This is a genomic window from Pseudomonas sp. SORT22, from assembly GCF_018417635.1.
In the GTDB taxonomy this organism is placed as follows: Bacteria; Pseudomonadota; Gammaproteobacteria; order Pseudomonadales; family Pseudomonadaceae; genus Aquipseudomonas.
The window spans coordinates 5,571,086-5,592,174 of sequence record NZ_CP071007.1 but is presented as its reverse complement, the minus strand read 5'-3'; the positions used below and the strand labels follow the sequence as shown (position 1 = coordinate 5,592,174).

Sequence of the window (21,089 nt, the reverse complement as noted above, 5' to 3'; positions counted from 1 at the left end):
TAGAGCATCGGCGCAGCCCGAAGTTGCGCTACGCCGTCAAATAAGGGGTGTTGCCTATCCCTGGGCACGGCACCATTGTGCGGGGTCACTGGGGCGGCCCTGCTGGCGGATGGCGAAATACAGCCCCGAGCTGTCCTGGCCACCGCTGTTGCCGACGGTGGAGATGGCCTCACCGGCCTTGACCACATCGCCGGCGCTCTTGAGCAGGCTCTGGTTATGGCCGTACAGGCTCAGGTAACCATTACCATGGTCGAGAATGACCAGAAGTCCAGCGCCGCGCAACCAGTCGGCAAACACTACCCGGCCGCCATGCACGGCGCGCACCTGGCTGCCTTGGGAGGCGCTGATCATTACCCCGTCCCACTTGGCCCGTGAGTCATCGCCGCGAGTTTCGCCAAAGCGTGCCAGCAATCGACCATTGACGGGCCATGGAAGTTTTCCCCGTGCAGCAGAAAAAGCCCCGCCGAAGGTTTCGCCGCTGCTGGACACCAGCGGGCCGGGAAGCGCCTTGGGCTTTTTCGGCGCGTCGCTGCTGTTGGCGGCGAGGGCTTCGCGCTGGCGTTGTTTTTCCGCTTCCTGGGCGGCGAGCAGGGCTTTTTGCCGTGCTTCTTCGGCCTCGCGGGCTTGACGGGCGAGGGTTTCCTCGATGGTCTTGAGCACCTTGCTCAGGTCGGCCTGGTCCTGCTCACGGGCCTGCAGCTTCTGGTCGCGGGCCTTGACGTCGTTGTTGAGCTTGGCCAGCACCTCTTTACGCTCGGTGCGGACTTTTTCCAGCTCTTGGCGCTGGCTGTCGAGGGTGCCTTGCTGGGCCAGCAACTGGGCCTGCTGCAGGTTGATGTCTTTTTCGACGTTGGCCAATTGGCGCAAGGTCTCGTTGAAATTACGCAGCTGGGTCAGGCGCGCCTGGCTCAGGTAATCGTAATAAGTCAGGGTGCGGGCGAATTTTTCCGGATTCTGCTGGTTGAGCAGCAGCTTCAGGTACTCCTCGCGGCCATTCTGATAGGCCGAACGGGCCTGGATGGCGATCAGTCGTTGCTGTTCAATGCGGGCGCTCTGGAGTTTTTTTTTCTCGGTATCAAGGCGCTCCAGTTCGCCTTCGGTCTTTTTTAGTTCGAGTTGCAGGGCCTCCACCTGCTTTTCCAGCTTGCCGATGTCGGTTTCGGTTGAGCGCAGGTCTTTCTGCACGCCGGATTTTTCTTCCTGCAGCTTGCCAAGCATCTTTTTCAGCTCGGCAATGTCCTGGCGCGTAGCGTCCAGTTGCTGCTGGGTTTGCGCGCGCTCATCGGCAAAAGCCGGACTGAGCAGGCAAGACAGGGCGAGTACGATCAGGGCGCGAAACATGGGGTGGGCGGCACCAGGCATAGAGACTGGCCTAGTATGCCCGCCATAGGCGGCAAAAAAAACGGCTTTAACTACAAGCGGCAAGCCACAAGCGGCAAGAAAAGCGGGTCAATGGGCTCTTTCTTGCGGCTTGCAGCTTGTCGCTAACGGCTTTAGCCGTCGATCAGAATCGAGGTGCCAGTCATTTCTGCCGGTTTTTCCAGGCCCAGCAGCTTGAGCATGGTCGGCGCCACGTCGGCCAGCACGCCGCCTTCGCGGACCTGCACCTTGCGCTTGCCGACATAGATGAACGGTACCGGCTCGGTGGTGTGCGCAGTGTGCGCCTGGCCGGTGCATTCGTCTTCCATCTGCTCGACGTTGCCGTGGTCGGCGGTGATCAGCGCTTCGCCGCCGACCTTGTCCAGCGCCTCGACGATGCGCCCGACGCACAGGTCCAGGGCCTCGACGGCCTTGACCGCGGCCTCGAACACGCCGCTGTGGCCGACCATGTCGCCGTTGGCGTAGTTGACCACGATCACGTCGTAACGCTGCTGCTCGATGGCTTCGACAATGCGGTCGGTGACTTCCGGTGCGCTCATTTCCGGCTGCAGGTCATAGGTGGCGACCTTCGGCGACGGGATGAGGATGCGCTCTTCGCCTTCAAACGGCTCTTCGCGACCACCGGAGAAGAAGAAGGTGACGTGGGCGTACTTCTCGGTTTCGGCGATGCGCAGCTGGGTCTTGCCGTTTTTCGCCAGGTATTCGCCGAGCACATTGTTCAGGCTGCCAGGGGCAAAGGCGGCCGGCGCCGGGATTTTTGCCGAGTACTGGGTCAGGCCGATGTAGGCAGCCAGTTTTGGCAGGCGTGCCCGTGGGAATTCGTTGAAGTCCGGTTCGACGAACACCCGCGACAGCTCGCGGGCGCGGTCGGCACGGAAGTTCATGAAGATCACTGCGTCGCCATCTTCGACCTTTACCGCTTCGCCAATGCGCGTGGCCTTGACGAATTCGTCGCTCTCGTCGCGGGCGTAGGCGGCTTCAAGGCCGGCCAGGGCGGTGTCGGCGGTGAATTCGGCGCTGCTGTCGACGATCAGGTTGTAGGCAGCCGATACGCGGTCCCAGCGGTTGTCGCGGTCCATGGCGTAGTAGCGGCCGATCAGGCTGGCGATGCGGCCCTTGCCCAGTTTGGCGAAGGCGGCGTCGAGCAGTTCGATCGAGGATTGCGCGCTTTTCGGCGGGGTGTCGCGACCGTCGAGGAAGGCGTGCAGGTAGATTTTCTCGGCACCGCGTTTGGCGGCAAGCTCGGCCATGGCCACCAGATGGTCCTGGTGGCTGTGCACGCCGCCATCGGACAGCAGGCCAAGGATGTGCACCGCCTTGCCGGCGCCGACGGCCTTGTCGACCGCGCCGCGCAGCACGGGGTTTGTGAAGAACTCGCCGTCCTTGATCGCCTTGGTCACCCGGGTGAAGTCCTGGTAAACCACGCGGCCAGCACCGAGGTTCATGTGACCGACCTCGGAGTTGCCCATCTGCCCGTCCGGCAGGCCGACATCCATGCCGGAGCCAGAGATCAAGCCGTGCGGCTGGGTGGCGCGCAGGCGATCGTAGACTGGCGTGTTGGCCGAATAGATGGCGTTGTATTCGTGGCTTTCGCTGTGACCGAAACCATCGAGGATGATCAGGACCAAGGGTTTTGGCGTGCTCGTCATCAATCCCACACTCACGGTTGTTCAGATGATAAAGACACGCATTTTAGGGCAAATTGGCCACGAATGACGAATTAACCTTGCAGGCCCGACGGCGCGGGCCGACGGGCTGTAGCCCGGCAATGAGAATTACTGGCGATAACCCTGCCCGGCGGGCTTTGGCCGACCTTGGGGGCTGTGTATACTGGCCAACATTTTTAATGGCCTGGAACACCCTCCGATGGTTGCTCACCTGATTGAATTCGCAACAAATCACTATCTGCTGGTCGGTATCTTCGTCGTTCTGCTGGTTTTGCTGATCGTCACCGAAGCACGCAAGGGCGGCCGCAGCCTCAGCACTGGCGAACTGACCGCGCTGGTCAACGCCGACAAGGGTCTGGTGATCGACATCCGTTCGAGCAAGGACTACGCCGCCGGTCACATCGTGGGCGCCGTGAACATTCCCCAGGACAAGGTCGCCGCGCGCATCGGCGAGCTGGAAAAGCACAAGGCCAACAAGACCCTGATCATCGTCGACGCCATGGGCCAGCACGCCGGCACCACCGCGCGCGAACTGCTCAAGGCCGGCTTCACCGCTGCCAAGCTGTCGGGCGGCGTGTCGAGCTGGAAGGCCGATAACCTGCCGTTGGTGAAGTGACATGAGCAACGTCATCGTCTACTCCAGCGATTACTGCCCTTACTGCTCGCGGGCAAAATACCTGCTTGAAAGCAAAGGCGTGGCCTTCGAAGAGATCAAGGTCGATGGCAAGCCTCAGGTGCGCGCCGAAATGAGCCAGAAGGCCGGTCGTACCTCGGTGCCGCAGATCTGGATCGGTTCCACCCACGTCGGCGGTTGCGACGACCTGTATGCCCTGGAGCGCGCCGGCAAGCTCGATGCGCTGCTCAAGGCCTGAATCAGAAACCCATTAAAGACTCTGGAAAGAAGGATCTGTCATGACTGATCAACAGAACAACGACGCCGCAGCCGCAGCCGACGATAACGCTCCGCAATTCTCCCTGCAGCGCATCTACGTGCGCGACCTGTCGTTCGAAGCGCCAAAAAGCCCGGCGATCTTCCGTCAGCAGTGGGAGCCAAGCGTTGCCCTGGACCTGAACACCAAGCAGAAAGGCCTGGAAGGCGACTTCCACGAAGTCGTGCTGACCCTGTCGGTGACCGTGAAGAACGGCGACGAAGTGGCCTTCATCGCTGAAGTGCAACAAGCCGGTATCTTCCTGATCAAGAACCTCGACCCGGCGTCGATGAGCCACACCCTGGGCGCGTTCTGCCCGAACATCCTGTTCCCGTACGCCCGTGAAGCGCTGGACAGCCTGGTGACCCGTGGTTCGTTCCCGGCGCTGATGCTCTCGCCGGTCAACTTCGACGCCCTGTACGCTCAGGAAATGCAACGCATGCAGGAAGCTGGCGAAGCCCCTTCGCTGCAATAAGCCTGTTGCGATGAAGCAAAAAGCGCCCCTCGGGGCGCTTTTTTCTTGGCTCAGGCAAACCCTTGCTGGCGCCAGGCTTCGTACACCGTCACCGCCACCGTGTTGGACAGGTTCAGGCTGCGGCAGCCCGGGCGCATCGGCAGGCGCAGGCGCTGCTCGGCGGGCAGGCTGTCCAGCACCTCGGCCGGCAGGCCACGGCTTTCGGGGCCGAACAGGAAGGCGTCGCCCGGCTGGAAGGCGGTTTCGTGGTAAGGGTGCGAGGCCTTCGTGGTGAAGGCGAACAGCCGCGGCTGGCCAAGGCTTTCCAGGCAACTGGGCAGGTCTGGGTGGCGCTTGAGCGTGGCATACTCGTGGTAGTCCAGACCGGCCCGGCGCAAGCGCTTGTCGTCCAGCTCGAAGCCGATCGGCTCGATCAGGTGCAGGTGGCAACCGCTGTTGGCGCACAGTCTGATGATGTTGCCGGTATTCGGCGGAATCTCTGGTTGAAAGAGGATGACGTGAAACATGCACGGCTCCGAACATAAAGATGTCGAGCATTCTACTCCTGAACCGGACCCGCGTTCGCAGCTATGGCCGCGCGTGCTGTTTTCCCTGGCGCTGTTCGGCATGCTGGTGGGGCTGATGATCGGTCGCCTGACTGCGCCAGAGCCACGGGTGCTGGAGCAGGTCGAGGTGGTCGAGGCGGGCTTGAACCTGTGGTTCAATGAAGAGCCCAAGCTGCACGGTGAAGAAGTCGAAGGTACCCTGGCGCTGCTGTTCGAGGCCGAGGGCAAGGTTGCGCGGGGTCAGTTGCAGTTGCAGGGCAAACCGGTGAGCTGGCGGGTGCAGCACAGTGACGGCGGCTTGCTTGTGACCCTGGTCGCGGCCCGCCCTCTGCATGGCGAATGGGCCGGTGCAGAGGAGGGCGGACGCTGGCGGGTGCAGGTGAAACTGCGCGAATAAAAGAGGGGATTCCCCGGCCTGCCTGTACCAAGGTCCCCAAAACTGGAAGTACTGATACTAATGCAGGGTGTGTGCCAGTTTTGTTGCAGTGCGGGAAATGGCGGGTTTTAAGGGGTTAGGCGGGGTTAGGCGGGGGATGTGTGCTTTGCTGCGGTGCGCAGGGCACAGGTTCGGTGCAAAAGCATCGCGGGGCAAGTCGGATCGCCGCACCGCCGCTCCCACACCAATTGGTAGGAGCGGGCTTGCCCCGCGATCAGGTTACCGCTCAGGCCTCGTCGTCGCCGTCCTCGTCACCGCCATCGACCTTCATCCCCAACTCCTTGATCTTGCGCGTCAGGGTGTTGCGGCCCCAGCCCAGCAGCACTGCGGCATCGCGGCGGCGGCCGGCGGTGTGCTTGAGGGCGGTCTCGATCATGATCCGCTCAAAACTCGGCACGGCGCTGTCGAGCAGGCTCGATTGGCCGCGGGCCAAGGCCTGGTCTGCCCACTGGCGCAGGGCCTGTTCCCAGTTGGTCACCGGCGCTGAATCTTGCGGCAGGTTAAGCAGCTCGGGTGGCAGGTCGCCGATATGCACTTCGCGTCCGGAGGCCATCACCGTGATCCAGCGGCAGGTGTTTTCCAGCTGGCGCACGTTGCCCGGCCACGGCAGGTTGCGGATGAACTCCTCGGTTTCGGCCTTGAGCAATTTCGGCTCCACCGCCAGTTCCTGGGCGGCGCGGCCGAGGAAGTGGCGGGCCAGGGTCGGGATGTCTTCGCGACGATCGGCCAGGCGCGGGATGTGGATGCGGATCACGTTCAGGCGGTGGAACAGGTCTTCGCGGAATTTGCCGGCCTGCACCAGGGTTTCCAGGTTCTGGTGGGTGGCGGCGATGATTCGCACATCAACCTTGACCGGCACATGGCCGCCTACCCGGTAGAACTCACCATCGGCCAGCACCCGCAGCAGGCGGGTCTGGGTATCGGCCGGCATGTCGCCGATCTCGTCGAGGAACAGCGTGCCGCCATCGGCCTGCTCGAAGCGTCCGCGGCGCAGGTTGGCAGCGCCGGTGAAGGCGCCTTTCTCGTGGCCGAACAGTTCCGATTCCATCAGGTCCTTGGGGATCGCCGCCATGTTCAAGGCGATGAACGGCGACGCCGCCCGTGGGCTGTGGCGGTGCAGGGCGTGGGCGACCAGTTCTTTACCGGTACCGGACTCGCCGTTGATCAGCACGGTGATGTTGGAATGGCTCAGGCGGCCGATGGCGCGGAACACCTCCTGCATTGCCGGTGCTTCGCCGATGATCTCCGGGGTGCGGGTCAGGCTCGGGGCGACGTCCAGGCCCTGTTGCTCCTGGGCGTGCTGGTTGGCGCGCTTGACCAGCGATACCGCCTCGTCGACATCGAATGGCTTGGGCAGGTATTCGAAGGCGCCGCCCTGATAGGACGCCACCGCGCTGTCGAGGTCGGAATGGGCGGTCATGATGATCACCGGCAGGCGCGGGTGCTGCTCGCGGATCTGCGCGAGCAAGTCCAGGCCGCTGGCGCCGGGCATGCGGATGTCGGAAATGATCACGTCGGGCTGTTGCCGGGCCAGGCGGCTCATGACCCCGTCGGCGCTGTCGAAGCTCTGGGTGGTCATGCCTTCCTGTTGCAGGGCCTTTTCCAACACCCAGCGGATGGAACGATCATCATCGACGATCCAGACAGTTTCACTTCGGCTCATGAGGCGGTGGCTCCTTGTTCCAGCGGCAGGAAGATCGAGAAGGTGGTGTGGCCAGGGTGACTGTCACATTCGATCAGGCCCTGGTGCTGGCTGATGATGTTCTGGGTAATGGCCAGGCCCAGCCCGGTCCCGTCCGGGCGGCCGCTGACCATGGGGTAGAAGATGGTTTCCTGCAGCTCGGCAGGGATGCCCGGGCCGTTGTCGATGATCTCGATTCGGGCCACCAGGCGGTGACGGGTGTGGCCGATGGTGAACTGGCGCATGGCCCGGGTGCGCAGGCTGATGCGGCCCAGGCGCAGCTCGTTCTGGCCGCTGATGGCCTGCATGGCGTTGCGCACGATGTTGAGCACCGCCTGGATCATCTGTTCGCGGTCGATCAGCACGTCCGGCAGGCTCGGGTCGTAATCGCGCACCAGGGTGATGCCGCCCTGGCTTTCGGCCTCGACCAGGCTGCAGACCCGCTCCAGCACCTCATGGATGTTGGTCAGGGCCAGCGACGGCAGCTTGTTCGAGCCGAGCATGCGGTCGACCAGGTTGCGCAGGCGGTCGGCCTCTTCAATGATCACATTGGTGTAATCCTTCAGGCCCTCCTCCGGCAGCTCGCGGGCCAGCAGCTGGGCGGCGCCGCGAATGCCACCGAGCGGGTTCTTGATCTCGTGGGCCAGGCCGCGCACCAGCATCTTGGTGGTTTCCTGCTTGGACAGCTGGGCCTCTTCCTTGGTGATGCGCAGCAGGCGGTCACGCGGGTGCACTTCGAGCAGCAGCAGGGTCGCGCCCTTGCTGAGGATCGGCGTTACCGCGTAGTCGACGGTCTGGGTCTGGCCGGTCAGCGAGGTCAGCTGGGCTTCACGTTTGGTAAAGGGGTGCGCGTGCTCTACCGCCTGGCGCAGGGAGTTCAGCGCCTCGGGCGATTCGGTGAACAGCTCGCTGATGAACTGACCATGGCTGCGCTGGCCGCTGATGGCCAGGAGCATCTCCGCTGCCGGGTTCATGTACTCAAGGCGCAGTTCGGCATCGAGCAGGATGGTGGCGGTGGTCAGGTTGTCCAGTAGCAGTCGGTGCAGTGCATCGCTGATGGTCATGGGGCGTCGTTGACCTCTTTTGGCTCATACAACCTCGGCCTGGGCCCAAGTCGCGGTCGCTGGTAATCCGCTGGTACAAAGAAAATGCAAAAAGCAAACCAAGGCTCCGAAAAGAAGCGGAATTTCCGGATTAAGACCTGTATTTGCGCGAAAAATGCCTACAAAGTCCTGAGATCACGCTTCTTGTGAACCAAAATGGGCTGAGTTGCTCAGGTGCAGGCAGATGCGTGCACCAATATAGAGCATAGAGGAAGGATTACTGCGGCGAGCACAAATGCGTGGTGGCGCGGATCAGCGCCAAGGATTGCTGCGGGTCTCGGGCTCGTTGCGCGATGGCCTGGGCAAGGGTTGCCGGGCAATGGGCCGGGCGGTTGCGATCAAACTCGGCCAACTGGCTGAGCAGGGTGCGCTGCAGGCGATCCAGCTGCGGGCGCAGTTGGCTGCCCAGATCGACCCGCGGGGTTTGCGGTGCGCTGCCGACGGCATGCCAGCGCGACAGCGCGCTGTACTGCAGCAGCTTGTTGGCTTCGATCTGATCGGCGAAGAACAGCGCTGCCCGTTGCCCGTCGACACCAAAGCGCAGGGCCTGGGACTGGGCATTGGCAATCACCTGCTGCTCGCGTTCGGGGGCTTCTACAGCCTGCTCTGAGTCCCATTTGTTCAGGGCAACCGCGTGGGCGATGTGCAGGCGCTGATCGATGCTGTCGAGCAAGGCGGCGAGTGGTGTGGTGGCTGGCGCAGGCTGGGAAAGCGGCACACCCTGGCTGCCGGCATAAAAAACAATCAGTTCGGCCGCTTGCGCGCCTGTACGCCCGCGATGCACGCCATCGACGATCTCGGCGAGGGCGTCTCCGGCCTTGATGCTTACCTGTTTGTTGCTGTCGCGGGTTTCCACCAGCAGTTCACCTGCAAGCAGGTAGCCGGCGTTGGGCAGCGGATGGCTGTGCCAGTCGAGGGTTGTTTCAGGCGGAATGTGGATTTTAACCAGGGTCAGTTCCGCTGGCCCGTCGGGGTAGCGCGGGTAGGGGCTGCCGTCCCAGGCGGTGTTGGTGCGTAGCAGCACCTGTGATTCGAGCGGTGCTGGCGGGGTACTGCAGCCTGTCAGCAAGGCAAGCAGGGTGAGTGTGATCGGGGTGCGGGTCATGATGGGCTCGGGCGTGGATTGCTGAGCCAGCATGGTCGAGGTCAGGAGGCTGACCTATCGGGAACATCTGAAGAATATGTATGAAAAAGGCCTCCCGAAGGAGGCCTTTTTTCAAGCTACGCCGCTTGCGCGAGCGTCACTGGCTTAGCAGCTGTAGTACAGCTCGTATTCCAGTGGGTGTACGAAGGTGCGGACCTTGATTTCTTCTTCGCTTTTCAGCGCGATGTAGGCATCGATGAAGTCGTCGGAGAACACGCCGCCCTTGGTCAGGAACGCACGGCCTTTGTCCAGCTCTTCCAGGGCTTCTTTCAGGCTGCCGCAAACCTGTGGGATCTCTTTCGCCTCTTCAGGCGGCAGGTCGTACAGGTTCTTGTCGGCGGCATCGCCTGGGTGGATCTTGTTCTGGATACCGTCCAGGCCGGCCATCATCAGTGCTGCGAAGCACAGGTACGGGTTGGCAGCCGGGTCCGGGAAGCGCGCTTCGATGCGGCGGGCTTTCGGGCTGGAAACGTACGGGATGCGGATCGAGGCGGAACGGTTGCGCGCCGAGTAGGCCAGCATGACCGGTGCTTCGAAGCCTGGTACCAGACGCTTGTAGGAGTTGGTAGCCGGGTTGGTGAAGCCGTTCAGGGCCTTACCGTGCTTGATGATACCGCCGATGAAGTACAGGGCGGTGTCGGACAGGCCGGCATAGCCTTCGCCGGAGAAGGTGTTCTTGCCATCTTTGGAGATGGACATGTGCACGTGCATACCCGAGCCGTTGTCGCCGTACAGTGGCTTAGGCATGAAGGTAGCGGTGCGGCCGTAGGCGTCGGCAACGTTGTGCACGCAGTATTTGAGGGTCTGAACTTCGTCAGCCTTCTTCACCAGGGTGTTGAACTGCACGCCGATTTCGTTCTGGCCGGCAGTTGCCACTTCGTGGTGGTGGACTTCGATGACCAGGCCCATTTCTTCCATGGCGTTGCACATGGCAGTACGGATTTCGTGGTCGTGGTCGAACGGTGGTACCGGGAAGTAGCCGCCTTTGACGCCTGGACGGTGGCCTTTGTTGCCGCCTTCGACGTCCTGGTCGGACATCCACGAGCCTTGCTCGGAGTAGATCTTGAACATCGAGCCGGAGATGTCGGACTTGAACTTCACTTCGTCGAAGATGAAGAACTCAGGCTCTGGGCCGACGAACACGGTGTCACCGATACCGGTGGTCTTCAGGTACTCTTCGGCGCGGCGGGCGATGGCGCGTGGGTCGCGGTCGTAGCCTTGCATGGTCGAAGGTTCGATGATGTCGCAGACCAGGATCAGGGTCGGCTCTTCGGTGAACGGGTCGAGCACGGCGGAGGAGTCGTCCGGCATCAGGATCATGTCGGAGGCTTCGATGCCTTTCCAGCCAGCGATGGAGGAACCGTCGAACATCTTGCCGGCTTCGAAGAAATCTTCATCCAGCGCATCACGAGCTGGCATGGTCACGTGGTGCTGAGTGCCTTTGGTGTCAGTGAAGCGCAGATCAATCCATTTAACGTCATGATCTTTGATGAGTTGAACCGACTTCGACATAGTGTCCTCCGGGTGGGGTAGAGCTTGCCTGTGCAGCCCTTTAATTTGGGTGATGCCGGGCGCGAATAGTCGGCCAAGGCAACCTGCCTCACAAGGGAGCAAATTGCATGCCAGTGCCCCGAGTTGGGATTTTTGCCCCAAACCCAAGCGTTTTCGCCCGATTCGCTGAAATCAGCGGTTTTTTCTGCACCCTTACGATGCGCTAAACAGCCATGATGCACCATAACGGTGCGAGAAAAACCTTCTGTACAAAAGTTGCTCAAAGCTTGAGCAATTTCCGCTATAATCCGCGCCCCACTTTTTTAGTCGGCACCTCGCGCGCTGTTTTTCATGAAACTAATCGTAAAAGTCTTCCCAGAGATCACCATCAAGAGCCGGCCGGTTCGCAAGCGCTTCATCCGTCAACTGGCCCGCAACATCCGCAACGTGCTCAAGGACCTCGATCCTGCGCTCGCGGTTAACGGTGTCTGGGATAACCTCGAAGTGATCACTCACATCGAGGACGAGAAGGTCCTGCGCGAGATGACCGAGCGTCTGAGGTGCACGCCGGGCATTGCCCATTTCCTGCAGGTCGACGAATACCCGCTGGGTGATTTCGACGACATCGTCGCCAAGTGCAAGCAGCACTTCGGTCACCTGCTGGCGGGCAAGCGCTTCGCCGTACGCTGCAAGCGCGGCGGTCACCACGATTTCACCTCGATGGACGTCGACCGCTACGTCGGCAGCCAGCTGCGCCAGCAGTGCGGCGCCGCCGGTATCGACCTGCGCACGCCTGAAGTCGAGGTGCGCATCGAGGTGCGCGACAAGCGCCTGTACGTCATCCACAACCAGCACAAAGGCATCGGCGGTTACCCGCTGGGCGCGCTGGAGCAGACCCTGGTGCTGATGTCCGGTGGTTTCGACTCCACCGTCGCCGCCTACCAGATGATGCGTCGCGGCCTGATGACCCACTTCTGCTTCTTCAACCTTGGCGGCCGCGCCCACGAGCTGGGGGTGATGGAAGTCGCCCACTTCCTGTGGAAAAAGTACGGCAGCAGCCAGCGCGTGCTGTTCGTCAGCGTGCCGTTCGAAGAAGTGGTCGGCGAGATCCTCGGCAAGGTCGACAACAGCTACATGGGCGTGACCCTCAAGCGCATGATGCTGCGCGCGGCGACCAACATCGCCGACCGCCTGCAGATCGACGCCCTGGTGACCGGTGAAGCCATCTCCCAGGTCTCGAGCCAGACCCTGCCGAACCTTGCGGTGATCGACTCGGCCACCGAGAAGCTGGTGCTGCGCCCGCTGCTGGCCAGCCACAAGCAGGACATCATCGACCAGGCCCAGCAGATCGGCACCGCCGAGTTCGCCAAGCACATGCCTGAATACTGCGGCGTGATTTCGGTGAACCCGACCACTTGCGCCAAGCGTCATCGCCTCGAGCATGAAGAGAAGCAGTTCGACATGGCGGTGCTCGAGCGTGCCCTGGAGCGCGCTCGGCTGATCTCCATCGACCACGTGATCGATGAACTCAGCCAGGATATCCAGATCGAAGAAGTCAGCCAGGCGCTGGCCGGGCAGGTGGTGATCGACATTCGCCACCCTGATGCCCAGGAAGACCAGCCCCTGGAACTGGACGGCATCGAGGTCCAGGCCTTGCCGTTCTACGCCCTGAACAGTCGCTTCAAGGAGCTGGATGCCACGCGCCAGTACCTGCTGTATTGCGACAAGGGAGTAATGAGTCGCCTGCATGCCCATCATCTGCTCAGTGAGGGACATGCCAATGTGCGCGTTTATCGTCCGACATAAGACGCCGGGGCTATATGGCGGGAGCATCCGCCATCGCCCTCCCGACCACCGGGCCGTTTGAGCGCCATTCATTCATATTCGCCGCCTAGACTGGGCGGCAACCCGAATCCTCTGATCGAGATACACACGTGATCGAAAATCTGCGTAACATCGCCATCATCGCCCACGTTGACCATGGTAAAACCACCCTGGTCGACAAACTCCTGCGTCAGTCCGGCACTCTGGAGCGTAACGAGCTCAACGACGAGCGCGTCATGGACTCCAACGACCAGGAAAAAGAGCGCGGTATTACCATTCTGGCGAAAAACACCGCCATCAACTGGAACGGCTACCACATCAACATCGTCGACACCCCCGGCCACGCCGACTTCGGTGGCGAGGTTGAACGTGTAATGTCGATGGTCGACTCCGTACTGCTGCTGGTCGACGCTCAAGACGGCCCTATGCCGCAAACCCGTTTCGTGACCAAGAAGGCTTTCGAAGCCGGCCTGCGTCCAATCGTGGTGATCAACAAGGTCGACCGTCCGGGCGCGCGTCCTGACTGGGTTCTGGACCAGATCTTCGATCTGTTCGACAACCTCGGTGCCACCGACGAACAGCTGGACTTCAAAGTCGTCTACGCCTCGGCCCTGAACGGCATTGCCGGTCTGGACCACACCGAAATGGCCGAAGACATGACCCCGCTGTACCAGTCGATCGTCGACAACGTACCGGCCCCTGCTGTTGACCGTGACGGCCCGTTCCAGATGCAGATCTCGGCACTGGACTACAACAGCTTCCTCGGTGTTATCGGTGTTGGCCGTATCGCTCGCGGTCGCGTCAAGCCGAACACCCCGGTGGTGGCTATCGACGTCGATGGCAAGAAGCGCAACGGTCGTATCCTCAAGCTGATGGGTCACCACGGCCTGCACCGCGTTGACGTCGAAGAAGCCCAGGCTGGCGACATCGTCTGCATCAGCGGTTTCGACGAGCTGTTCATCTCCGACACCCTGTGCTCCCCGGACGCAGTTGAAGCGATGAAGCCGCTGACCGTTGACGAGCCAACCGTTTCGATGACCTTCCAGGTCAACGACTCGCCGTTCTGCGGTAAAGAAGGCAAGTTCGTGACTTCCCGCAACATCAAGGAACGTCTGGACAAAGAGCTGCTGTACAACGTTGCACTGCGCGTTGAAGAAGGCGACTCGGCTGACAAGTTCAAGGTCTCCGGCCGTGGTGAGCTGCACCTCTCGGTTCTGATCGAAACCATGCGTCGCGAAGGCTTCGAAATGGGTGTTGGTCGTCCGGAAGTGATCATCCGTGAAGTCGACGGTGCCAAGCACGAGCCGTTCGAAAACGTCACCATCGACATCCCTGAAGACTCCCAGGGCAAGGTCATGGAAGAAATGGGTCTGCGTAAAGGCGACCTGACCAACATGGTTCCGGATGGCAAGGGCCGTGTACGCCTGGAATACAACATTCCAGCCCGTGGTCTGATCGGTTTCCGTAACCAGTTCCTGACCCTGACCAACGGTGCAGGCATCCTGACCTCGATCTTCGACCGTTACGCTCCGATGAAGTCCGGCCACATGTCCGGCCGTCAGAACGGCGTACTGGTTTCGGTTGAAACCGGCAAGGCCCTGACCTACTCCCTGGAAACCCTGCAGGCGCGCGGCAAGCTGTTCGTCGAGCACGGCCAGGAGATCTACAACGGTCAGATCGTTGGTCTGAACAGCCGTGACAACGACCTGGGCGTCAACCCTACCAAGGGCAAGAAGCTCGACAACATGCGTGCTTCGGGTAAAGACGAAACCATCGCCCTGGTTCCACCTGTTCGCTTCACCCTGGAACAGGCTCTGGAATTCATCCAGGACGACGAGCTGTGCGAAGTGACCCCTAAGTCGATCCGTCTGCGCAAGAAGATCCTCGACGAAGGCGAGCGTACCCGCGCTGCCAAGAAAGCCAAGAACTGAGTCTTAGTTCCGGCTGAATGAAAACGCCCCCGGTCGCAAGGCCGGGGGCGTTTTTTTGTGCGCGGAAAGTGTGAATCAGCCGAAGGACTGTTCGAACGGCGCGGCGCTGGCGCGGATGGCAGCAGCTATGTCCGGTGCTTGTTCCGTCAGCTCCTGATGATGCAGCAGTGTGCCTTCGACGGCTTGCAGGATTGCCTGGATGCGGCTTTTGGGGTCACTGACACGGCAGCGTTTGGCGAAGTCGAGAATGGTCAGGCGTGAGGCAAAAAGCGACTTCTGCCCATTGAGGTCCAGCGCCAGTGTGTCTCGCGGAAGGTAGGCGGTGGTATTGACGATGTCATAAGCCGGCGCGAGCACGGCATCATTGGCGTAAGGCGTGCTGTACAGCAGGCCGAAGTTCTTCAGGTGCGCATCGCCGTTGCCGACGATGCAACTCAAGGCGACCATGTCGAACAGCGCCTGAAGGTTCTCCAGCTGTTCCATCGGTGCGGTAAACACCTCTATGGCTTTGGCGATGTGCTCGTAGCTTTTACTGTATTTGCCAGCAGTACCCAGGCCCATCAACACCGCCATGTCTTCGAAGCCAAGCGGATTCAGCTGTGCATCACGGTCGAAGCGGCGCATGACGAACATGCGCTTGTCCTTGGACAAGTAGAACTCTGGTGTGGTTATTCCGGCTGCGCTGGCAATCGACATGCACAGGTACTCGTTGATCGCCAGGTGGGGGAATTCACCCTTGCCGCTTTTTACAATCAGGTCAGCGGTGGTGGCGGTCGCCTTGTAAGGGGCTTCGGCCAGTTCCGGCACCAGCACTTTGGGCTGCACGCCAGAAATACCGGAGCGCAAGATGTAGCGCTGGACCAGTTCATTGAAAATATCCTCGGTACCGTCCCAGGCAAGAATCTCGCTTAGGCGTTCGCCTTTGCCCGGGTTGTCTTGCTGCTCGATCAGGCGCTGCACTTCTGGTGCGGTGACGAATACGCGGCCGATAGGCGAGTTGCTGCCGGAGATCGCCAGCAGCAGCATCGGGTTGACGGTTGCTACCTTGGCCAGGCGATTGCGCAGTTGCTCCAGTACATAGCCTTCGGGCAGGTTCATCTGGAAAATCGGATGAAGGTCCCTGGATACGAAGTCGTCGCGGCGAGGGGGCATGGTCATGCTCACCGCAATCGAGGCCGAGGATGAGTCGCTATAGCGAAAGACGTAGTCGCCGTTTGGCTGCTGGTAAATCTTGCCGCTGACGCCTTGAGGCGTTGACACCAGCAGCTCGTCTGCCGCGCTCACCGGAACACGTCCTCAAGCTCATCCAGGGTCGGCAGGGACTTTGCCACGACCTCGACGTCGCAGCCGAGGGCATTCAATGCTCTGCTGTAAAACGAGATAGCGACGGTGCTTGAGCCCTGCTCGATCTCACTGAGCTTCTGCCGAGTGATGCCGATACGTTCCGCCAGTTGCACTTTGGTCAGGCCGCGGCGTTTTCTCATCTGCCCGATGCTGTGCCCGATGCGCTGGGAAATTAGCGTGGTCTGCATGTTACGTATCCATAACATTAGCTGGTTAATGTCAGGTAAACATAACATGGTGTCATCGTCAAACGCCCAGCTCGCTTCGGTCGGGCGTTCCGATCAGTGGTCGTCGCTTAGCGCGAGCGCACCGCAGGCTTGGGGATATATGCGCAATACCCCGGCCGCGGGCCGATCCGTGGATGGTTGCGGCAGGTGTCCGGGCGCTTGTCGTAAATGGTGCACATGCGACTTTTACGGTCCAGGTACAGGCAATCGTCGTTGCTCATCTGCGCCAGGGTGAAAATCCCCGACTTCTGGTTGAAGCGCTGGATGATCCCGTCCTTCTGCAAGCGCTTGGCAATGTTCTTCGGCGGCTCGCCCACCTCGAACTCATCCACCACGCCCATGCGGATCAGGTCTTTGATTTTCACTTCCGTCGGCAAGGTGCAGCAGGTCGAGTTGCAGCCTCCGCACATATGGCTTTGGTACTTCTGCCAGGTTTCCAGTCGGTCGACTTCGGCGGCGGCAATCAGGGTCGGTTTCATCGGGCTCAGGCTAGAAGAGTCTTGTGGGCGCGCGATGATACCGGAGTTGATCAAATTGTGAACAACCATTTGCCGCTTTATTCCGGGTTTGTTTGCCGCTGGCCGCAAGAAAGTCGCGAACCAGAGCTTCCCCTCTGTGTCGAACGGTCTAGGCTGAGAAATCTCCATCCGCATTCGTCAACTTGCCCGAGGACGTCGCATGTCTCAGGAACCACTCGCTCGTGACGCAGAGGTGGCCGCTTTTCGCACCGCTGTGCTGGATAAATTGACCTACGCGGTCGGCAAGGACCCGGAGCATGCCTTCGATCACGACTGGTTCGAAGCCATTGCCCTGGCTGCCCGCGATCACATGGTCGACCACTGGATGGACCATACCCGGCAGATCTACCGCAAGAGCCAGAAGCGGGTGTATTACCTGTCGCTGGAGTTCCTGATCGGTCGTCTGCTGTACGACAGCCTGAGCAATCTCGGCCTGCTCGATGTTGCCCGTGAAGCGCTGGACGGGCTTAACGTCGACCTTGAGCGCATTCGCCTGCTGGAGCCCGATGCGGCGCTGGGTAATGGCGGCCTGGGGCGTCTGGCGGCGTGTTTCATGGAGAGCATGTCGACCCTTGGCATCGCCGCCCACGGTTACGGCATTCGTTACGAGCACGGCCTGTTCCGCCAGGCGGTAGTCGATGGCTGGCAGCAGGAGCAGACCGAGAACTGGCTGGATTTCGGCAACCCCTGGGAGTTCGAGCGGGCCGAGGTGATCTACCCGATCAGCTTTGGTGGCAGTGTCGAGACCGTGCACGACGCCAGTGGCCAGCAGCGCCAGGTGTGGTGGCCGGCCGAGACGGTGCGTGCGGTGGCCTATGACACGCCGGTGGTCGGCTGGCGCGGTGCCAGCGTCAACACCTTGCGCCTGTGGCGGGCGCGGGCATTGGAAGAACTACACCTGGAGCGCTTCAATGCCGGCGATCACCTTGGCGCTGTCGCCGAAGTGGCGCGCGCCGAAAGTATCTCGCGGGTGCTGTACCCGGCCGACAGTACCGAGGCCGGCCAGGAGCTGCGCCTGCGGCAGGAGTACTTCTTTGTTTCCGCCTCGCTGCAGGACCTGCTGCGCCGGCACCTGAACATGCATGACAGCCTGCTCAATCTGCCGCAGCAGGCGGCGATCCAGCTCAACGACACCCACCCCTCGATCGCGGTCGCCGAGCTGATGCGCCTGCTGGTCGACCAGCACGAAGTGCCCTGGGACACCGCCTGGCAGCTGACCGTCGAGACCCTGGCCTACACCAACCATACTTTGCTGCCCGAAGCCCTGGAAACCTGGCCGGTGGGTTTGATGGAGCGCATGCTGCCGCGGCACATGCAGATCATCTACCTGATCAACGCCTTTCATATCGACGCCCTGCGCGCCAAGGGCATCCACGATTTCGACGTGCTGCGCGCGGTGTCGCTGATCGAGGAAGACAACGGCCGCCGGGTGCGCATGGGCAACCTGGCGTTCCTCGGTTCGCACAGTGTCAACGGCGTATCGGCGCTGCACACAAAGCTGATGCGCAGCACGGTGTTTGCCGAACTGCACAAGCTCTACCCCGAGCGAATCAACAACAAGACCAACGGCATCACCTTCCGTCGTTGGCTGTTCCAGGCCAACCCGCAACTGACCGGCATGCTGGTCGAGGCCCTCGGCGCCGACCTGCTCGATGACCCGCAGGGACGCCTGCGCGACCTTGAGCCGTTTGCCGACAAGGCGTCGTTCTGCAAGCAGTTCGCCGCCCAGCGCCTGCACAGCAAAAAGGCCCTGGCCAGCCTGGTCCAGGAGCGCCTGGGCATTACCCTCAACCCCGAGGCGATGTTCGATGTGCAGGTCAAGCGCATCCATGAGTACAAACGCCAGTTGCTCAACCTGCTGCACACCGTGGCCCTGTACCAGGCCATCCGCGCCGAACCTGGCAGCGGCTGGGCGCCGCGGGTGAAGATCTTCGCCGGCAAGGCCGCCGCCAGCTATCACCAGGCCAAGCTGATCATCAAACTGAGCAACGACATCGCCAAGGTGGTCAACAACGACCCGACCGTGCGCGGCTTGCTCAAGGTGGTGTTCCTGCCCAACTACAACGTCAGCCTGGCCGAGAGCATCATTCCGGCGGCCGATCTGTCCGAGCAGATTTCCACCGCCGGCTACGAGGCGTCGGGCACCAGCAACATGAAATTCGGCCTCAATGGCGCGCTGACCATCGGCACCCTGGACGGCGCCAATGTCGAAATGTGCGAGCAGGTCGGGGCCGAGAACATGTTCATCTTCGGCCTGACCTCCCAGCAGGTGGAGGCGCGCAAGCGCAGCGGCGACTTTGGCGCCAGTGCCGCGATCGGTGCCTCCCATCGGCTCAACGACGTGCTCCAGGCCATTCGTGGCGGGGTGTTTTCACCGGATGACCCGGCCCGTTATGTCGGTTTGGTCGACTCGCTGGTGGCTTATGACCGCTTCCTGGTGTGCGCCGATTTCGATGCCTACTGGGAAGCGCAATTGCGCGTCGAAGCGCTCTGGCGCGAGCCCAGGCAGTGGTGGCGCATGGCAGTGCTCAACAGCGCGCGCATGGGCTGGTTCTCTTCGGACCGGACCATCCGCGAGTACGCCACGGATATCTGGAAAGCCCTCGACTAAGCTGCAAAGGCCGGCCCGGGAGCGCTGAACTCTCGGGCCGATGTGCCGTCTGATCGGCCAAGCGTGTCTGATTGCTCGCTAGCGCTTCACTCTCCCTGTAAACTGCGTGGGTTTTTATTACCCCCTTCCTTCGGAGCCTTACATGTCCCGCGTTACCCTGAGTCGCTATTTGATTGAGCAGACCCGCAGCAACAGTACCCCTGCCGATCTGCGCTTCCTGATCGAAGTGGTGGCGCGTGCGTGCAAGGAAATCAGCCACAACGTCTCCAAAGGCGCGCTGGGCGGTGTCCTGGGCAGCATGGGCACCGAGAACGTGCAGGGCGAAGTCCAGAAGAAACTCGACGTGATCTCCAACGACATCCTCCTCGAAGCCAACGAGTGGGGCGGTCACCTGGCCGGCATGGCTTCCGAAGAGATGGACAACGCCTACCAGATCCCGGGCAAATACCCGAAAGGCGCCTACCTGCTGGTCTTCGACCCGCTGGACGGTTCGTCGAACATCGACGTCAACGTCTCGGTCGGCACCATCTTCTCGGTACTGCGCTGCCCGAACGAATACCTGAGCCAGAACGAGAGCCTCAACGAGCAGGCCTTCCTGCAGCCAGGCACCAAGCAGGTTGCCGCCGGTTACGCGATCTACGGCCCGCAAACCATGCTGATCCTGACCCTGGGCAACGGCGTCAAGGGCTTCACCCTGGACCGCGAACTGGGCAGTTTCGTACTGACCCACGAGAACATCCAGGTGCCGGAAACCACCGCCGAATTCGCCATCAACATGTCCAACCAGCGCCACTGGGAAGAGCCGGTGACCCGCTACGTGGGCGAGCTGCTGGCCGGTGAAACCGGTCCGCTGAAAAAGAACTACAACATGCGCTGGATCGCCTCGATGGTTGCCGATGTGCACCGCATCCTGACCCGTGGCGGCCTGTTCATGTACCCGCGCGACGCCCGTGAGCCATCCAAGCCGGGCAAGCTGCGTCTGATGTACGAAGCCAACCCGATGTCCTTCATCATCGAACAGGCCGGCGGTGCTTCCACTGACGGTCGCCAGCGCATCCTCGACATCCAGCCAGAGAGCCTGCACCAGCGCGTGGCAGTGTTCCTCGGCTCCAAGCAGGAAGTCGAGCGCGTTACCGGTTATCACAAGGAGTAAATCATGCTCGCACCTTGGCAGCCTTTGCTGGAGTGGTGGTTTGGCTGGGGCACCAGCCCCCAGGATGTGGCTGACGAGAAGAGCACCTTGTGGTTCGGCAAGCACCACGACGACGAAGCGCGTGAGCGCTTCGGCGAGCTGGTCGAGCAAGCGCTGGCCGGCGGCCTCGATGAGTGGCTGCAAAGCCCGCAGGGCTGGCTTGGCCTGGTGTTGTTGCTCGACCAGTTGCCGCGCATGATCCACCGCGACACGCCGCGCGCCTTCGATGGCGACCGACGTGCCCAGGTGCTGGTGATGCAGGGGCTGGACAAGGCCTGGGATTACCAGTTGCTGCCGATCCAGCGGGTGTTCATCCTGTTGGTGCTGGAGCATGCCGAGGTACTGGACTGGCAGAACATCAGCGTCGAGCGTTACCAGTTGCTGCTCGATGCCCAGCCGGATGCCGATCGGCGCTTGTTCGAAGGGTTCCTTGACTACGCCGAGCAGCACCAGCGGGTGATTGCCCGCTTTGGCCGCTTCCCGCATCGCAATCTGTTGCTGAATCGGCCGAGTACCGATGAAGAGATGGATTTTCTGCTGGAGCCAGGCTCGAGGTTTTGAGTTGAATTCATCGCTGGCAAGCCAGCTCCC

General features: G+C 61.4%; 19 protein-coding genes. 9 read left to right on the top strand and 10 right to left on the bottom strand.

The window, feature by feature from the left end:
* Positions 1–54: 54 nt before the first annotated feature.
* Together JYG36_RS25635 and gpmI are read right to left on the bottom strand one after the other, a co-directional pair.
* The gene (locus tag JYG36_RS25635) at positions 55–1,341 is read right to left on the bottom strand and encodes a murein hydrolase activator EnvC family protein (RefSeq protein ID WP_213602693.1); all 1,287 of its coding nucleotides are present in this window, start codon (positions 1,339–1,341) and stop codon (positions 55–57) included.
* A 152-nt stretch (positions 1,342–1,493) separates the two neighbouring features.
* Positions 1,494–3,029 (bottom strand): 2,3-bisphosphoglycerate-independent phosphoglycerate mutase, encoded by a 1,536-nt coding sequence (gene gpmI / locus JYG36_RS25630; protein ID WP_213602691.1) that lies wholly within the window; start codon positions 3,027–3,029, stop codon positions 1,494–1,496.
* Between the two features lie 217 nt (positions 3,030–3,246).
* Between gpmI and JYG36_RS25625 the strand changes: the two genes are divergently transcribed.
* The 3 genes from JYG36_RS25625 to secB are packed head-to-tail and all read left to right on the top strand — an operon-like array spanning position 3,247 to position 4,451.
* Entirely contained in the window at positions 3,247–3,663 is a 417-nt protein-coding gene (locus JYG36_RS25625) for a rhodanese-like domain-containing protein (RefSeq protein WP_010222286.1), read from the top strand.
* A 1-nt stretch (position 3,664) separates the two neighbouring features.
* Complete coding sequence (gene grxC / locus JYG36_RS25620) at positions 3,665–3,919, top strand: glutaredoxin 3 (protein ID WP_045193908.1); 255 nt, start codon at positions 3,665–3,667, stop codon at positions 3,917–3,919.
* Positions 3,920–3,959: 40 nt separating this feature from the next.
* Complete coding sequence (secB, locus tag JYG36_RS25615) at positions 3,960–4,451, top strand: protein-export chaperone SecB (RefSeq protein ID WP_045193907.1); 492 nt, start codon at positions 3,960–3,962, stop codon at positions 4,449–4,451.
* A gap of 50 nt (positions 4,452–4,501) precedes the next feature.
* On the opposite strand, the gene JYG36_RS25610 is transcribed toward secB, so the two are convergent.
* Positions 4,502–4,957: a tRNA (cytidine(34)-2'-O)-methyltransferase gene (locus JYG36_RS25610; RefSeq protein ID WP_195885493.1), complete on the bottom strand. Its 456-nt coding sequence runs from the start codon at positions 4,955–4,957 to the stop codon at positions 4,502–4,504.
* Between JYG36_RS25610 and JYG36_RS25605 the strand changes: the two genes are divergently transcribed.
* Complete coding sequence (locus tag JYG36_RS25605) at positions 4,956–5,393, top strand: hypothetical protein (protein ID WP_045193905.1); 438 nt, start codon at positions 4,956–4,958, stop codon at positions 5,391–5,393. The genes JYG36_RS25610 and JYG36_RS25605 overlap by 2 nt on opposite strands.
* Before the next feature lie 265 nt (positions 5,394–5,658).
* On the opposite strand, the gene ntrC is transcribed toward JYG36_RS25605, so the two are convergent.
* From ntrC to glnA, 4 genes are all read right to left on the bottom strand, one after another.
* On the bottom strand, positions 5,659–7,095 hold the full coding sequence (gene ntrC, locus JYG36_RS25600; RefSeq protein WP_093377053.1) for a nitrogen regulation protein NR(I): 1,437 nt from the start codon (positions 7,093–7,095) through the stop codon (positions 5,659–5,661).
* Positions 7,092–8,177 (bottom strand): nitrogen regulation protein NR(II), encoded by a 1,086-nt coding sequence (glnL, locus tag JYG36_RS25595; protein WP_038997586.1) that lies wholly within the window; start codon positions 8,175–8,177, stop codon positions 7,092–7,094. Before glnL ends, ntrC begins: the two co-directional genes overlap by 4 nt.
* A gap of 256 nt (positions 8,178–8,433) precedes the next feature.
* Entirely contained in the window at positions 8,434–9,321 is an 888-nt protein-coding gene (locus JYG36_RS26700; protein WP_213602689.1) for a chorismate mutase, read from the bottom strand.
* A gap of 144 nt (positions 9,322–9,465) precedes the next feature.
* On the bottom strand, positions 9,466–10,872 hold the full coding sequence (glnA, locus tag JYG36_RS25585; RefSeq protein WP_038997584.1) for a glutamate--ammonia ligase: 1,407 nt from the start codon (positions 10,870–10,872) through the stop codon (positions 9,466–9,468).
* Positions 10,873–11,202: 330 nt separating this feature from the next.
* Here glnA and thiI point away from each other — a divergent pair, with 330 nt between their 5' ends.
* Complete coding sequence (gene thiI / locus JYG36_RS25580) at positions 11,203–12,657, top strand: tRNA uracil 4-sulfurtransferase ThiI (protein WP_213602687.1); 1,455 nt, start codon at positions 11,203–11,205, stop codon at positions 12,655–12,657.
* 128 nt (positions 12,658–12,785) lie between these two features.
* A complete protein-coding gene (gene typA / locus JYG36_RS25575) occupies positions 12,786–14,606 on the top strand; it encodes a translational GTPase TypA (protein ID WP_045193901.1) in 1,821 nt (606 codons plus the stop codon).
* Positions 14,607–14,681: 75 nt separating this feature from the next.
* Here typA and JYG36_RS25570 read toward each other — a convergent pair whose 3' ends face one another.
* The 3 genes from JYG36_RS25570 to JYG36_RS25560 form a co-directional block, all read right to left on the bottom strand.
* Positions 14,682–15,890 carry a type II toxin-antitoxin system HipA family toxin gene (locus JYG36_RS25570; RefSeq protein ID WP_249744382.1) on the bottom strand — a complete coding sequence of 403 codons (1,209 nt, stop codon included), beginning with the start codon at positions 15,888–15,890 and terminating at the stop codon, positions 14,682–14,684.
* Positions 15,887–16,138, bottom strand: coding sequence for a helix-turn-helix domain-containing protein (locus JYG36_RS25565; RefSeq protein WP_213602685.1), 252 nt, complete (start codon positions 16,136–16,138; stop codon positions 15,887–15,889). The genes JYG36_RS25570 and JYG36_RS25565 overlap by 4 nt, the downstream gene beginning before the upstream one ends.
* Before the next feature lie 107 nt (positions 16,139–16,245).
* A complete protein-coding gene (locus JYG36_RS25560) occupies positions 16,246–16,710 on the bottom strand; it encodes a YkgJ family cysteine cluster protein (RefSeq protein ID WP_176794302.1) in 465 nt (154 codons plus the stop codon).
* Between the two features lie 145 nt (positions 16,711–16,855).
* Here JYG36_RS25560 and JYG36_RS25555 point away from each other — a divergent pair, with 145 nt between their 5' ends.
* From JYG36_RS25555 to JYG36_RS25545, 3 genes are all read left to right on the top strand, one after another.
* Complete coding sequence (locus tag JYG36_RS25555; RefSeq protein ID WP_045193899.1) at positions 16,856–19,306, top strand: glycogen/starch/alpha-glucan phosphorylase; 2,451 nt, start codon at positions 16,856–16,858, stop codon at positions 19,304–19,306.
* 142 nt (positions 19,307–19,448) lie between these two features.
* Positions 19,449–20,459 carry a class 1 fructose-bisphosphatase gene (locus tag JYG36_RS25550; RefSeq protein WP_045193898.1) on the top strand — a complete coding sequence of 337 codons (1,011 nt, stop codon included), beginning with the start codon at positions 19,449–19,451 and terminating at the stop codon, positions 20,457–20,459.
* Positions 20,460–20,462: 3 nt separating this feature from the next.
* Positions 20,463–21,059, top strand: coding sequence for a DUF924 family protein (locus JYG36_RS25545; RefSeq protein WP_045193897.1), 597 nt, complete (start codon positions 20,463–20,465; stop codon positions 21,057–21,059).
* Positions 21,060–21,089: the final 30 nt, after the last annotated feature.

Excerpts from the sequence above, each read along its gene's own strand:
- JYG36_RS25635 (WP_213602693.1), bottom strand. The coding sequence starts at position 1,341 with ATGTTTCGCGCCCTGATCGTACTCGCCCTGTCTTGCCTGCTCAGTCCG.
- ntrC (WP_093377053.1), bottom strand. The coding sequence starts at position 7,095 with ATGAGCCGAAGTGAAACTGTCTGGATCGTCGATGATGATCGTTCCATC.
- thiI (WP_213602687.1), top strand. The coding sequence starts at position 11,203 with ATGAAACTAATCGTAAAAGTCTTCCCAGAGATCACCATCAAGAGCCGG.
- glnL (WP_038997586.1), bottom strand. The coding sequence starts at position 8,177 with ATGACCATCAGCGATGCACTGCACCGACTGCTACTGGACAACCTGACC.
- JYG36_RS26700 (WP_213602689.1), bottom strand. The coding sequence starts at position 9,321 with ATGACCCGCACCCCGATCACACTCACCCTGCTTGCCTTGCTGACAGGC.
- JYG36_RS25545 (WP_045193897.1), top strand. The coding sequence starts at position 20,463 with ATGCTCGCACCTTGGCAGCCTTTGCTGGAGTGGTGGTTTGGCTGGGGC.
- secB (WP_045193907.1), top strand. The coding sequence starts at position 3,960 with ATGACTGATCAACAGAACAACGACGCCGCAGCCGCAGCCGACGATAAC.
- JYG36_RS25610 (WP_195885493.1), bottom strand. The coding sequence starts at position 4,957 with ATGTTTCACGTCATCCTCTTTCAACCAGAGATTCCGCCGAATACCGGC.
- glnA (WP_038997584.1), bottom strand. The coding sequence starts at position 10,872 with ATGTCGAAGTCGGTTCAACTCATCAAAGATCATGACGTTAAATGGATT.
- JYG36_RS25555 (WP_045193899.1), top strand. The coding sequence starts at position 16,856 with ATGTCTCAGGAACCACTCGCTCGTGACGCAGAGGTGGCCGCTTTTCGC.
- JYG36_RS25550 (WP_045193898.1), top strand. The coding sequence starts at position 19,449 with ATGTCCCGCGTTACCCTGAGTCGCTATTTGATTGAGCAGACCCGCAGC.
- JYG36_RS25565 (WP_213602685.1), bottom strand. The coding sequence starts at position 16,138 with ATGCAGACCACGCTAATTTCCCAGCGCATCGGGCACAGCATCGGGCAG.
- JYG36_RS25605 (WP_045193905.1), top strand. The coding sequence starts at position 4,956 with ATGCACGGCTCCGAACATAAAGATGTCGAGCATTCTACTCCTGAACCG.
- gpmI (WP_213602691.1), bottom strand. The coding sequence starts at position 3,029 with ATGACGAGCACGCCAAAACCCTTGGTCCTGATCATCCTCGATGGTTTC.
- grxC (WP_045193908.1), top strand. The coding sequence starts at position 3,665 with ATGAGCAACGTCATCGTCTACTCCAGCGATTACTGCCCTTACTGCTCG.
- JYG36_RS25625 (WP_010222286.1), top strand. The coding sequence starts at position 3,247 with ATGGTTGCTCACCTGATTGAATTCGCAACAAATCACTATCTGCTGGTC.